We start from the raw sequence: 12,435 nt of genomic DNA, 5'->3' as shown, positions 1-12,435 counted from the left end.
CATAATAAAAGCGCCATATGGTACAGTGCTAGTTATTGGGCCTTTTAATTATCCATTCCAATCATTAATGGAACCTCTTATCGGCGCAATTGCGGCAGGAAATTGTGTAGTCCTCAAACCTTCAGAAAATGAACCAAATGTTTCAGCTGTAATTAGCAAAATAATAAGTGAAACATTTGATAAGCTATATATTCGTGTAATTGAAGGAGACATCGAAACAACTTCTTTATTGATTCATGCACCATTTGACCATATCTTTTTTACTGGTAGCGTTCCAGTTGGAAAAATTGTCATGGAAGCTGCGGCGCAAAATCTTGTACCAGTAACATTAGAACTTGGTGGAAAAGGACCAGCTATTGTCGATGAAACAACTAACCTTGATATAGCAGCCAAACGTATTATCTGGGGAAAATTCATAAATGCTGGACAATCCTGTATTGCACACAAATCTATCAAGGGAAAACTGATTTTAAAAATGAAAGAAATCATTACAAACTTTTATGGATCAGATGTATCAAAAAGCAATGATTATGGTCGAATTATCAATGAGAGACAATTTGATAGACTTATTTCTATATTAGAACAAGACAAAAATTATATAGTCTTTGGTGGAAAGTCATCTAAACGTCATTTATATATTGAACCAACACTTCTTGAAGTAAAATCATGGGATGATGCAGCAATGAAAGAAGAAATTTTCGGACCGATTTTACCAATTATGGAGTACAGTGATTTAATTGGGCTTAATACGAGTGCAACAATCAAGCCTGTTATAGCAGCTCCAGCAGGAAATGTGAGTTTTCGTTTTTTTAGCATAGCAATTAAGGTATCTATAAACATTGCGGTTGCAGCTGCAATCCCCGCATGAATAAGGCCATTATAATTTTCCGTATTTACCTGAGCTATTAACATTAAGATAAGTAGCATAAATAAGACGAATCTTTTCGGGGTCATAAAAGGTTTACGACCTCGCTTTTGTTGCCGGCTTTCTTTTGTTTCATCCACAATTACATATCCTTTTGGTGTACGAATATATTTTTGCCCCGCCCTGTTCATTATGTTTTCTTTTTTATCAACGCTCATACAAATACCCCTCCATTCCTTCTGTCATATTTATGTCTAAAGAGGATGTTATCCATATACCTTCAAGATCAACATTTTTCAGCAATGTAGTCCCTTCTTTTTTGCCTAATAGAAAAGCTGCTGTTGAAAAAGCATCTGCCATCATCGCAAAAGGCGCAATTACAGTGCAGCTTACGATATCAGACTGAGACGTTTCTAAATGTGGATGTATGAGATGATGCTCATTCAAATGAATAGGACTCCTTCGTTCATAGCTACCAGAGGTGCAAACTGCCTGATTGGTTAGCTGAACTTTACAAATTGTTTTTTCTTTTTGGAAAGGATGCTGAATACCAATGACCCATGGCTCCTTCTTTTCATTCGTCCCGCTAGCAAAAAGATCTCCACCAGCATCGATGACAAAACCTTCAAAATCCCGTAGTTCTTGGACAGCTAAATCAACTGCTAACCCCTTTGCTACGGCACCTAAATCTAACAAAAGTGGTTTTTTAAATAAAACAGTCCGCTTTTCTTCATCTAGAATTATATCTTGATAATTAGCAGAAACTGCGGTAGGTGAAACGAGTTTTTCACCTGTTAAATAGTGACGATTAAATCCGAATTTTTCAAGTGTGTGACCTAATGTCGGATCAAAAGTCCCTTGCGTTAAATCCGCTACTTGGCATGCAAAGCGTATAGCCTGAAATAAAATCTGGCTGACTTGAATCGCTTGACCACTTTGCATAGATAGACGCCGAAGCTCACTTTGCTGATGGAAACGGCTGCATATTTCTTCTACAGAATAAAATGCTAGAAATGCTTTTTCCATTTTCTCTTTTACATATGTTTCTGTGTGTGATGTTACTATTTTAATATGGATAATAGTCCCCATGTAAAGGGCAGATTGTTCATATGTCTTTCTTATACGACTAGGCATTCTCTGTCACACTTCCTATCTTTTCTTTTTTATAAATTAGCCTGCTTTGCCTGTAATAAAGCATTTTGAACTGCTTCTTGAAAATCTTCTGTACTCCTTGTTGCACCGGACACTACATCTACACTTTGCCGATCTAGGACTTGTTGAGGTAAATCGTCAATGTAAGATTGAGAATAAGAAGTGGTGCAATCTGTAATTTGTACAGATGTAATTTTATCTTTTTGAATTGTAACTGCTACCGCTACTGAACCAATGCGATTCGCACCTTGACCATAATATGTTCCATCTTTATAGACACTTTTAACGTTTTTAGCTGATATATTAGAATTGGTAGAAGGTTCTTTAGATTGCGGCATAAGTTCCGTCATATTTCGGGAAGTTTGTGCCACTTCTACTTTTGGAGATTCTGTAGTAATGTATCCTGCTGTATAAATCATTCCTACAGCAACCGTACATAACGAAATCATTTTGTTTCCCATTTTAGCCATACTCATGACCTCCTGCATCATTGAAAAAATATTTGAATGTCTATTTTGTATTTTACAAAGCTATTTTTAAAAAAGTTTTAAAAAACCTTTTCTCTAGTAAAAAAAATTCTTGTTTTCATATTTAAACTCAAATTTTCTGTAAAAAAGAACAGCCTTTCCCTATATTTAATCGGGAAAAGGCTGTTCTAGTTAACTTTTAAATTCTTGTTCTATCATCGCTTCCTTTGGTACACCGAAGAAAAAGGTTACGATAAACCCACCAACATATCCTGCAAATAATCCAATAACGTATTTCCACCATACCCCACCAGCAATTAAAGGAATTAATGCCACACCAGATGGTCCGATAGCAATTGCACCAACGTTGCTAAGCAATCCGATGACTGCTCCTCCGATACCTCCACCGATACATGCGGTAATAAAAGGACGGCCTAATGGTAATGTAACACCGTAAATTAACGGTTCCCCAATACCAAGAATTCCTACTGGGAGTGCACCTTTGATCATATTTGTTAAAGATTTATTTTTATGACAGCGAATCCATAATGCCATTGCTGCTCCCACTTGCCCAGCCCCTGCCATCGAAAGAATAGGAAGTAATTGTGTCATACCTGTTGTATGGATCATTTCAATATGAATGGGTATTAATATTTGATGTAATCCTAACATTACAAGTGGTAGGAATGTTGCGCCAAGTACAAATCCAGCAAATGCACCACCGCGTAATAATACCCAATTGATAGCACCGATTAAGTTATCTGAAACAAAACCTGCTAATGGCATGATGAAGAAAATTGTTACAAGCCCTACTATTAATACTGCGATTGTAGGTGTCACGATAATATCAATTGCATCAGGAATCACTTTACGTAATTTCTTTTCTACAAATGCTAAGATCCAAACAGCCAATATTACACCAATAACTCCACCTTGTCCGGGTGCTAACGGCTGAGCAGTGAAGATATTATGAATTGGATTTTCTGGAGTCACACCAGTTAACAAGGTGATACCACCGATTACTCCACCAAGTGATGGCGTTGCATTGAATTCTTTTGCCGCATTAATCCCGACATAAATTACTAAATAACTAAAAAGTGCATTTTTAATCACATTTAAAACTGTTACGTATTGTCCCCAAGTTTCTTTATCTAAATTTCCAGCAGTAATATTATTTAATAGAATAGAAGCAATACCAGCAATTAACCCTGCTCCAACGAATGCTGGTATAAGAGGAATGAAAATATTTCCTACTTTTCTTAAAAAATTTTTAAATGGTGTATTATTCTTTTTCTTTAATTCCGCCTTGATTTCTGCACCTTTTGCTTGTAGTTCTTCTGCAGAAGAATTTTTTGAGGAACCGCCTTTTCCTTTTTTCTCTGCTAATATAGTTCCGAATTGTTCTGCTACTTTTGTTACAACACCTGGTCCAAGAATAATTTGGTATGTTTCATCATCAACGGTACCAAGAACCCCATCAATCTTTTTTAATACTTCTTCATGAATTAAACTATGATTAACAATTGTAATACGAAGACGTGTCATACAGTTTGTGTATGCTGAAACATTATCATTACCACCAACCGCATCTAAAATTTGAGATGCCATGCTATGATATTTGTTCATCATGTCGTCCTCTTTTCGGTTATTTTACAACTTGTCTAACAAAACCTTGTGTATCTGCTAATTTCTCCACCGCTTCTTTTTTTGAAAGTCCTGTTAAAATCATTACAATCGCGATTTTAGGTTTATTCTCTGCTTTTACTAAGTAGGTTCCAGCTGTTTCATAATCACAAGATGTTGCCTCCATCACGATACGCTTTGCACGCTCTACTAGCTTTTCATTTGTTAATTGAACATCAACCATTAAATTTCCATATACTTTCCCGATTCCTACCATAGAGGCTGTTGAAAGCATATTGCAAACTAATTTTTGTGATGTACCTGCTTTTAAGCGGGTTGAACCAGTTAATACTTCTGGTCCGTTTACTACTTCAATAGCAATGGATGCGACTTTTCCGACTGCGGAACCTTTGTTACAGCACACTGCGACTGTTTGTGTACCAATTGAATTTGCATATTCTAATCCTCCAATAACGTATGGAGTTCGTCCGCTTGCTGCAATTCCTACTACAATATCTTTGTTTGTTAAATGAATATTTTTTAAGTCTTGCATACCTAATTCTTTACTGTCTTCTGCACCTTCTACTGCTTTAATGAATGCTTTTTTACCGCCAGCGATTAATCCAATTACCTCTTCTGGATCTGTTCCAAATGTTGGGGGACATTCAACTGCATCTAATACACCAATACGTCCGCTAGTACCAGCTCCTATATATATTAAGCGGCCACCTTTTCTTTTTGCTGCAACAATCGCTTCAACCGCCTTAGCGATTTGTGGAAGTTCTTGTTTCACTGCTTCTGCGACTTTTGCATCTTCTTCATTCATGATTGTTAAAAGATCAATTGTTGACATTTCGTCTAAGTTCATTGTTTTTTTATTGCGTGCTTCGGTTATTAAATTTTCTAGCATTATTCATCACCCTCATTTATTTGCTGAAATCGCTTTCTTTTGTTATTTTCATGATGTTTCATCTTCTCCATGGGTATGTTTTATATTGCTATGCTAAATGCTCAAAAAAGAGTCTTAAATTATTAAGACTCTTTTTTGATAAACAATATGTATTTTTTATTATTGTTTTTTTTATCACAGAAATATATTTACTAAATTGATTAAAGGACAATGATCCTTTTAGATTCTTTTATCTACTTCATTTAGTAAATACATTTAATAACATTATGAATCATTATGCTGTTATGATTATCTAGTCGTATTTTTAATCCATCTAAAATTTGTTTAACAGTGTATTTCTCCAATAGTTATTCTCCCTTTATATAATTTTTTAGGGGAACATTCATGAAAAAAATTATATATTACAACCCAAATTAAAACCTATGCCATTTTTTCAAAGTCTCCAGTACAATAATTGTAAACGTAGAGTTTTCCTCTTGTTTTAAAGCTCGGAAATACAAGCTTCTTAAGAAGGTTGTAATGTTTTGTACTAAAATATCATTTCGAGAAGTTGAAGCTTCTTCAATGATCGTAAAGCTGTGAAGCCAGTTGTTCCATTCTTCTTGGGTTAAGAGATTTTGGTTCCATAAAGACATTACTGCCGTCACTAATCGCTCATCCTCAAAATTTATGTATACATAATCGTGCAGACGAACCTTATGACGAACAGCAGTAAGGATTGCATGTGAAAATTCGCGATTTCGTATCGTACGTGCTAAAGCGTCTAGCGCATCTGCGGCATGAGCAGTAGAATGAGCCCATCCTTTGCCATCTACATAGCCTCGTACATCTTGCTCGAGATACACATATTCAAGAACTTGTTCTGCCACGCTGTAGAGTTGTTCTTCAGATAAGAATGGTTCTTTTTCATGAACGGATAAAATAAGCGGTGGGATTAAAATTGAAAAAGCACGCTTAAAAACAGAGTCTGTTCCCTTTTCACCGATTTTATAAAACAAACAATCAGGACTAAGCGCCTGTAGCAATAGCCCGCGTAACTCTTTTGGTTTAAATACTTCGTCTGTTATCCATCGTTCGAGCGTACTGTAAATTAATTCATCCCGCAGCTCAGCATCAGTTGAACCGATATAATCCATCATCCATTGTGCGTATGGATAGGCGTCCACATCTTCTGGTACAGCGTAATTGTTCTTTTTGATTTGTTGTAGTTCTTGTTTTAATTCTTGTTCATCCATCATAATACTTTCTAGCCCCTTTTATCATTTTTCTATTTTGCTTTTATACTACCTTATATTTCTCTTGATAAGCCATCCACTTTATATAATTGCATCCAATTATATAAGAATTATATCAATTATTTGCATGTAACTGTATCTTCAAAATTATATTTGATCTATCTGCAACTTTTCTGAATGCCGTAACATGCTATTGTGTGTTTTGCTGGATTGCTCATTTATCCCATCTTTTATAACAAATCTGAGTCCCTCATAAAAATGAAAAAAGAAAAGAATCGACTCTATATTGTAGAGGATTCTTTTCTTTTTCTTTAAACCTAGAGTATGTCTCTTACATCTTCACGCTGCTCCGCGATAATTTTTTTGTTTTTCCTTTTGCTCATTAGGTGGTCGGATCAAAATAGCGATGATAAATGACACAACACATAATGCACCGATTACCATAAAAGTTGGCTTAAATCCACCTAGAATTGCACCAATAAAGGAACCTGCGAGTGCTCCGAAACCAAAGCCTTGATACACGATACCATAGTTTTTACTATGGTTTTTTAGACCGAAGAAATCACCAACAATGGCTGGGAAAATCGTAATATTTCCGCCAAAACAAAAAGCAACGCTTGCTACACAGGCAAAATAGATACCATAATTCAAGTCCACAATGCTCTGTGAGATACGAATAAGGGGATGAAAATTAATACGGAGTAATACCTTTGACTTGATCGTTTATAATCAACAAAAAGACACTTACCGATGAAGTGTCTTTTTGTTGATTACATATATTCTATTTTATTGTTAGGCATCTTCTAATGCTTATGTACAAGTCTTATCAACCAGTGTGGTTATTGAGCAAACGTATCAGTCACTAAATTGCTAAAGCCTCTTAAATATTGAAGATAATTATCTCCTCCATAGTTATACCTTTTGTTGTACATCTTTGCGACAACGACATTATATTCAGGAATAACTAAAATTGTTGGCCCTGTTACACCTAGTATTTGATAAGCTCCTTTTGGGACTCTTTCACCTATTTCACTTTGCAATGCTGGTGTATTTTGAACAAACCAAAATAATCCGTTTTGTGGTAAATTTGTATTTTTATAATGAGGAGAATGAACTTGTGTTGCATTTTCAATAACTTCTTTCGGAACGATTTGTTTCCCATTCATATATCCTTTATTTAGATGAAGGTTTCCCCAATAAGCAAACTTTCTAGCAGAGACAAAAAGATTCGATTCTGTCCCATCATCTGATGCGCCTATCTTGCTTTCAGCTGGTTCACCTGGATTTATGACTACTTTTACTAAATTGTCATGATCTGCATTTTGCCAAGCTGTTTCTGTAAAACCTGCAGGTATAAAAACTCGTTCTCTCAGTAATTCCGGAAAACTTTTATTATATAGTTTATAAATTAGCTGTGTCATCATTTCGACATTAATACCTCTGTAAGCCCATTCTTCTCCAGGTTCAAATTCTCGGTACATGCTCCCGCTGTCACTCACATTGAGACCATGTGAATGAGTTACTAAGTGTCTTAAGGTTGTATTACTAAGTAAAGTTTTGTCATACTCTTCAAAGTAATCTACAGCATAATCATCTAGACTTCTAATTTTCCCTTCATAAAGCGCATAGGCAATCGCAAGTCCTAAGTAACTTTTTCTTGCAGAAGCAACGTTAAACTGCGAAGTTGCTGTAATAGGAGAACTATTTTTTGTATTAGAATGCGTTCCGCTATAATGCTCCAATACAACTTGATTATCTTTCATAATAAAAAGTGCCGCCGCGGAGCTATGGTTTCGTTCTTTAATATTTTCTATCCATAATATTAATTTCTCGTATTTTTTCATTTTTTATTCCTTTCTTTATTGAATCTATACCAAAATTCAAATTCGACAAAAAATGAAAAACACCTTTCTTCAGTACTGTGATTTCTGATCATAAAAACTGAATAATTTTCACATCGAAAAAGTAAAAAAGCAGGAGAAAGTTTTCCTGCTTTTTAGTGATACTTTGGATGTTTCATTCAGTTGAATCCTCTTCAATTGAGCCATGATTCATATTCTTTCCATAAAATATTTCATCCATTTCCAATTTTAATTTCTTTGTAATTTCTTGTTGTTCGTCTACAGATAATGTTTCCTGTGTATATCCAAACAAATAGTCATTTAAGTCGAATTTTTTTAGTTTGCATTTTGTATGAAAAATATGTTCTTGATATACATTCACATCAATCATGTCATATGAATTTTTTATATTCTCTGGAATGTAATTTTGGATGGAGCTTATTTCGTGATCAATAAATAATTTGTTACCCGTTATATCTCTTGTAAATCCTCGAACTCGGTAATCGATGGTCATAATATCCGTATCAAATGAGTGAATTAAATAATTTAGCGCTTTAAGAGGTGAGATTTCTCCGCAAGTCGACACATCAATATCGGCTCTAAAAGTGCTGATTCCTTCATCTGGATGATATTCAGGATATGTATGAACTGTTATATGACTTTTATCTAACTGTATAACGACTGATCCTGGAAGAGGGCCGGGTGATTCGCTAAATGATTCAGTTGGTACTTCTACAATTGGACCTTCTGAAACTAAGATTGTTACGCTCGCTCCTTGTGGAACGTAGTCTTGTTTAGCGACATTTAATACGTGTGCACCTATAATATCAGATACATTTTTTAAAATCTTTGTTAATCTGTCTGCATTATATTGTTCATCTATGTATTCAATATAGGCTTCTCGTTCTTCTCTTGTTTTTGTATAGCAAATATCATACATATTAAAACTTAATGATTTTGTAAGGTTATTAAATCCATGCAATTGAATTCGTTGCTCTGGCGTTAACTTCATGGTGAATTCCCCCTATTTTTTATATTCAATAATGATTTATACCCTTTTATGAGATATAGTTCCATCCTATAATTTTTTCATGCATATGTAGGTTACTTATGGTTGTTTTAATTTTTATTCCCAAAATACGGTAAATGAAATTCATTATTTTTAATGAGACGTATGGTTGGATTTTTATCATTTGAAAAAGCTTGGATTTAATCAAATCCAAGCTTTTTCAATATTTAATGGTTTCAAACGTTATTTATTTAAATCCTTTTTCGTTACTTCACTTCTAATATTTACATCTTTAGAGAACTCAGTATCTTTCTTTACATTGTTCGGATATTTGTTCTTTCGTTCTCGATTATCATTTCTGTTCGTCATAAATGATCCTCCTTTTGTTAAGGTTTGTACCTATTTTTTACGAAAGAAATCATTTCATACAGGGTAAATTGTTATCCCTATTCCACTTTTTGCAAAATCTCTTTTGGACAAAATACTTTCTGATTAGCACATACTATTCATTGGAGGTGACAAGTATGGGAAACAATCAAAACCCGTTCACAACAAAGAAGCGGAATGCCAACGGACAATATGATAAGGAAGCTCATAGCATTGATAGTCATGGGAATTATGTACCTAATACACCGACAAATGATGCAATTCTTCGTGCTGAAAGAGCAAAAAAATGACTGTCCTAAAGGATAAAATATTAGAATTAGTACCAGAATCGGTGAAAAAGTTGCTTCAAAAAGATATTCTAGGTGAAAACCGATCTCTCGTTGATTTTGTTGTAGATGATGTAATTGCTTATGAGTTTGAACCCGAACAAGTAGCTCCTTGTATTATGGCAGCTTATTATGTTTACGAATCAACGGTCTATCCAAATGAAATGGAAGAGGAATGGAAGTTGAGATTAGCTTTTCACGCGGCTATTCGTTCGGCGATGAAGCTTTTGTCTTACGGTAAATATAAAGCGGAGCGATCTGAAAGTGGCTGGATGAGGTATGAAAATGTTTAAGTAACGTTTGCTAACGATCCATTACATTAAGATAATTTTGGCATAAAAAGTCCGATTGTAACTTCATTAAAGTTATATCGGGCTTTTTATATTCATGAAAGTAACTATACACAAAAGTGGAATTTTCGCTTTTGTTATTGTAATCGTCCACAATTGCTGCTACAAAGTTCTCTTTTATATGATTCTCCAAATCTCCCTTTTGTTACATACATATATTTTTTAAAAATAGAAAACCTGTCCAATCAAGAGGAGCTAACTTCAAATAGTATGGTATGAGAGCTACTTTCAGAGATCCAGTTCAAGCATCCATCTACATAGGAATTATGGATTATTTAGAGAGGAGAGGTCTACAATCGCTTACGTATTCGAACAATGCATGAATATATGTTTGGAAATTTTAATTGCTCCAGATACAGATATAGAGCTATCTATAAGTGACTACGACACATGTTCATCAGGGGTTGCAATTGATGGTGATGTAATTATCATTACGTTACCGTTAGTTGCTTGCGTTGTAATTACGCTTCATGATGATTTTAGCATTTCAGTTGAGCTTATTGATTCGTTAGTCTTTCTTTCTATTCCGCCTTCTAATGAGGAATAAACGAGAGTTCGTTAGCTAAAACAGGAACAGAAACAATATCGTTTCTGTTCCTGTTTTTTAATACTCAATTTCATCATAATCTTTTGGCTGTGGTATTGGTTGCATATTACTCGCATCTTTCGGATCGCTATAAATAGCATTTTCTTCTGTATTTAATTTTTTGATGTTTTGTTTTTTATTATCATTAAGTGGCTTGTCCATCTGAATCATCTCCTAAACGTCTTTTCAAATGTAATTATGTCCTATACTACGCTTTTCTACTCAATTTGAATAATGAGGGGTTGATTCACATGTTTATTTATTTAACTGGAGAAATACGGTAAATGAAATTAGGTATTGATTTTTATTGTCTAATTGTTTTATCCCATACTAATGAACAAGTAAAACTACTACATCAAGATTGCAAAAAACAAAGAAGATTTTGAGTAAATCTTTAACGACTTTAATATTTGTTTTGTTTTACCTTATAAGGGTTCCCACCACACATCCATCAATTCAAGAAATTGGTAGTTCCCCAAAACGAAGAAAAGGAGTTGAATTTTCATAAATAACTGTAAAATAATATAATTTTCGTTTTGGGGACACTTCAAAATATTAGCTTGATGGGCATATACACAGACTCCTAACCCTCAAAAAAAAGCTAAATTTTTTAATTTAGCTTTTTTCTTTATAAATTATTAATCAATTAATTAAGTTTTTTCTTCAAATTAAGAACTTCAGGTTATTTTCCCATCTCTCANNGTAATCATAATTGCTGCTTTTTGGTTTTCCTTTACTTCTCGCTTCATCATTTCAACAACTTCACGCCCACGTTTTGAATCAAGACTTGCTGTTGGTTCATCTGCTAATATTAAGTCTGGGTTATTCATAAAGGCGCGTGCAATTGCCACCCTTTGTCTTTCTCCGCCAGATAATTGATTTGGGTAATGTTTGCCTATAACTTAATAAGTGTTTCCTGTGATAACTGAGACGGTATAAAATTCCCATTACAAAGTGGCCAGGATTTACCGATCCCCTTGTTTTCGTAACTAATGCTCCTCCTAATAGAACCCTTAATAGGTCAAGATTTATAATGACTGCTAACAATTTAAAGAAACGTCGCAACCGCTTTCATCCGCTCCCTTGAATATTAATAATTAATTTAAAAAAGTCTTATACCTATACTATAGTTTCATAAAAAGCTGTACAAGTAATATAATAGTTTTGAAACAAATTGTTCATAATTTAAAGTTAGCTCCTTTTTTATACATTGCGATTCGTCCTTTTTATTCTTTATAGTAGTTCCTAATCAGTTGTTTTTGCCCATCTCCTCTATAGTTGTAATCCCTTTTATTTCCGAATATGTATTAAAATAAGGTTAATTAAGGTGGCGGAGAAAATTATGATTTTTGCTCCGGTTGGATTGGGAGTATTAGTAGGTTCAATTGTAATATTGTTAACTGTTTTTCTAAGAAAAAGAACAGATTCTAGAACTCTAAAAAACGCTCCGGGTATTGTAGGAACATTAGCTGCATTGTACCTGTTTTATAGAGGCTTTTTTGAAGTGAGAGGGTTTGAAGGTGCTGCTTATGGGGTTATCTCCATAACGCTAATGATATTTGCTTTAATTTCGATAACAATAGCGAATAAAAGAAAAGGAGTAGCAGGTTAATAAAATGTACCTTTATATATTTTTTTAATTAGTTTAATTTGCTTCTTTTTTTATGAAGAAATCAACTACTAA

At 34.2% G+C, this 12,435-nt stretch carries 13 protein-coding genes and 4 pseudogenes; 5 read left to right on the top strand and 12 right to left on the bottom strand.

Going from position 1 to position 12,435, the window contains the following annotated elements:
* Nucleotides 1-736: pseudogene (locus V7024_RS17955) on the top strand (aldehyde dehydrogenase family protein); the annotation flags it as partial.
* A 336-nt stretch (nt 737-1,072) separates the two neighbouring features.
* Here V7024_RS17955 and V7024_RS17950 read toward each other — a convergent pair.
* The 9 genes and pseudogenes from V7024_RS17950 to V7024_RS17910 form a co-directional block, all read right to left on the bottom strand.
* Nucleotides 1,073-1,999, bottom strand: coding sequence for an FAD:protein FMN transferase (locus V7024_RS17950; RefSeq protein ID WP_335522356.1), 927 nt, complete (start codon nt 1,997-1,999; stop codon nt 1,073-1,075).
* A gap of 29 nt (nt 2,000-2,028) precedes the next feature.
* The gene (locus tag V7024_RS17945) at nt 2,029-2,487 is read right to left on the bottom strand and encodes an FMN-binding protein (protein ID WP_335522354.1); all 459 of its coding nucleotides are present in this window, start codon (nt 2,485-2,487) and stop codon (nt 2,029-2,031) included.
* A gap of 189 nt (nt 2,488-2,676) precedes the next feature.
* Complete coding sequence (locus V7024_RS17940) at nt 2,677-4,110, bottom strand: PTS transporter subunit EIIC (RefSeq protein WP_335522352.1); 1,434 nt, start codon at nt 4,108-4,110, stop codon at nt 2,677-2,679.
* Nucleotides 4,111-4,129: 19 nt separating this feature from the next.
* Nucleotides 4,130-5,017, bottom strand: a complete 888-nt coding sequence (gene murQ, locus V7024_RS17935; protein WP_335522350.1) for an N-acetylmuramic acid 6-phosphate etherase — start codon at nt 5,015-5,017, stop codon at nt 4,130-4,132.
* 413 nt (nt 5,018-5,430) lie between these two features.
* Nucleotides 5,431-6,255, bottom strand: a complete 825-nt coding sequence (locus V7024_RS17930; protein ID WP_335522348.1) for a DUF2785 domain-containing protein — start codon at nt 6,253-6,255, stop codon at nt 5,431-5,433.
* 336 nt (nt 6,256-6,591) lie between these two features.
* Nucleotides 6,592-6,915, bottom strand: a pseudogene (locus tag V7024_RS17925) (MFS transporter); the annotation flags it as partial.
* Nucleotides 6,916-7,091: 176 nt separating this feature from the next.
* On the bottom strand, nt 7,092-8,096 hold the full coding sequence (locus V7024_RS17920; protein WP_335522345.1) for a serine hydrolase domain-containing protein: 1,005 nt from the start codon (nt 8,094-8,096) through the stop codon (nt 7,092-7,094).
* Nucleotides 8,097-8,268: 172 nt separating this feature from the next.
* A complete protein-coding gene (gene speD / locus V7024_RS17915; RefSeq protein ID WP_335522343.1) occupies nt 8,269-9,105 on the bottom strand; it encodes an adenosylmethionine decarboxylase in 837 nt (278 codons plus the stop codon).
* A 240-nt stretch (nt 9,106-9,345) separates the two neighbouring features.
* Entirely contained in the window at nt 9,346-9,471 is a 126-nt protein-coding gene (locus V7024_RS17910) for a hypothetical protein (RefSeq protein WP_335522341.1), read from the bottom strand.
* 155 nt (nt 9,472-9,626) lie between these two features.
* On the opposite strand from V7024_RS17910, the gene V7024_RS17905 reads away from it, so the two are divergent.
* The 3 genes from V7024_RS17905 (at nt 9,627) to V7024_RS17895 (ending at nt 10,712) form a co-directional block, all read left to right on the top strand.
* Complete coding sequence (locus V7024_RS17905; RefSeq protein WP_242223438.1) at nt 9,627-9,779, top strand: hypothetical protein; 153 nt, start codon at nt 9,627-9,629, stop codon at nt 9,777-9,779.
* Nucleotides 9,776-10,108: a hypothetical protein gene (locus V7024_RS17900; protein ID WP_335522339.1), complete on the top strand. Its 333-nt coding sequence runs from the start codon at nt 9,776-9,778 to the stop codon at nt 10,106-10,108. Before V7024_RS17905 ends, V7024_RS17900 begins: the two co-directional genes overlap by 4 nt.
* Nucleotides 10,109-10,496: 388 nt before the next feature.
* Nucleotides 10,497-10,712 (top strand): hypothetical protein, encoded by a 216-nt coding sequence (locus V7024_RS17895; protein WP_335522337.1) that lies wholly within the window; start codon nt 10,497-10,499, stop codon nt 10,710-10,712.
* 57 nt (nt 10,713-10,769) lie between these two features.
* Here the strand turns inward: V7024_RS17895 and V7024_RS17890 are convergent, their stop codons facing one another.
* The 3 genes and pseudogenes from V7024_RS17890 to V7024_RS17880 form a co-directional block, all read right to left on the bottom strand.
* Nucleotides 10,770-10,913, bottom strand: a complete 144-nt coding sequence (locus V7024_RS17890; protein ID WP_306197393.1) for a hypothetical protein — start codon at nt 10,911-10,913, stop codon at nt 10,770-10,772.
* Nucleotides 10,914-11,455: 542 nt separating this feature from the next.
* Nucleotides 11,456-11,641, bottom strand: a pseudogene (locus tag V7024_RS17885) (ATP-binding cassette domain-containing protein); the annotation flags it as partial.
* An 8-nt stretch (nt 11,642-11,649) separates the two neighbouring features.
* A pseudogene (locus tag V7024_RS17880) lies at nt 11,650-11,816 on the bottom strand (heme A synthase); the annotation flags it as partial.
* Nucleotides 11,817-12,093: 277 nt separating this feature from the next.
* Here V7024_RS17880 and V7024_RS17875 point away from each other — a divergent pair.
* The gene (locus V7024_RS17875) at nt 12,094-12,363 is read left to right on the top strand and encodes a YesK family protein (RefSeq protein ID WP_335522334.1); all 270 of its coding nucleotides are present in this window, start codon (nt 12,094-12,096) and stop codon (nt 12,361-12,363) included.
* Nucleotides 12,364-12,435: the final 72 nt, after the last annotated feature.

This window comes from Bacillus sp. JJ864 (assembly GCF_036963045.1).
GTDB lineage: Bacteria > Bacillota > Bacilli > Bacillales > Bacillaceae_G > Bacillus_A > Bacillus_A pseudomycoides_C.
The sequence above is the reverse complement of the archived record's forward strand: the minus strand, read 5'-3'. Positions and strand labels throughout refer to the sequence as shown.

Bases quoted from the DNA above. Each gene is read 5' to 3' on its own strand.
- V7024_RS17950 (WP_335522356.1), bottom strand. From the start codon at position 1,999: ATGCCTAGTCGTATAAGAAAGACATATGAACAATCTGCCCTTTACATG.
- V7024_RS17945 (WP_335522354.1), bottom strand. From the start codon at position 2,487: ATGGCTAAAATGGGAAACAAAATGATTTCGTTATGTACGGTTGCTGTA.
- V7024_RS17940 (WP_335522352.1), bottom strand. From the start codon at position 4,110: ATGAACAAATATCATAGCATGGCATCTCAAATTTTAGATGCGGTTGGT.
- murQ (WP_335522350.1), bottom strand. From the start codon at position 5,017: ATGCTAGAAAATTTAATAACCGAAGCACGCAATAAAAAAACAATGAAC.
- V7024_RS17930 (WP_335522348.1), bottom strand. From the start codon at position 6,255: ATGATGGATGAACAAGAATTAAAACAAGAACTACAACAAATCAAAAAG.
- V7024_RS17920 (WP_335522345.1), bottom strand. From the start codon at position 8,096: ATGAAAAAATACGAGAAATTAATATTATGGATAGAAAATATTAAAGAA.
- speD (WP_335522343.1), bottom strand. From the start codon at position 9,105: ATGAAGTTAACGCCAGAGCAACGAATTCAATTGCATGGATTTAATAAC.
- V7024_RS17910 (WP_335522341.1), bottom strand. From the start codon at position 9,471: ATGACGAACAGAAATGATAATCGAGAACGAAAGAACAAATATCCGAAC.
- V7024_RS17905 (WP_242223438.1), top strand. From the start codon at position 9,627: ATGGGAAACAATCAAAACCCGTTCACAACAAAGAAGCGGAATGCCAAC.
- V7024_RS17900 (WP_335522339.1), top strand. From the start codon at position 9,776: ATGACTGTCCTAAAGGATAAAATATTAGAATTAGTACCAGAATCGGTG.
- V7024_RS17890 (WP_306197393.1), bottom strand. From the start codon at position 10,913: ATGGACAAGCCACTTAATGATAATAAAAAACAAAACATCAAAAAATTA.
- V7024_RS17875 (WP_335522334.1), top strand. From the start codon at position 12,094: ATGATTTTTGCTCCGGTTGGATTGGGAGTATTAGTAGGTTCAATTGTA.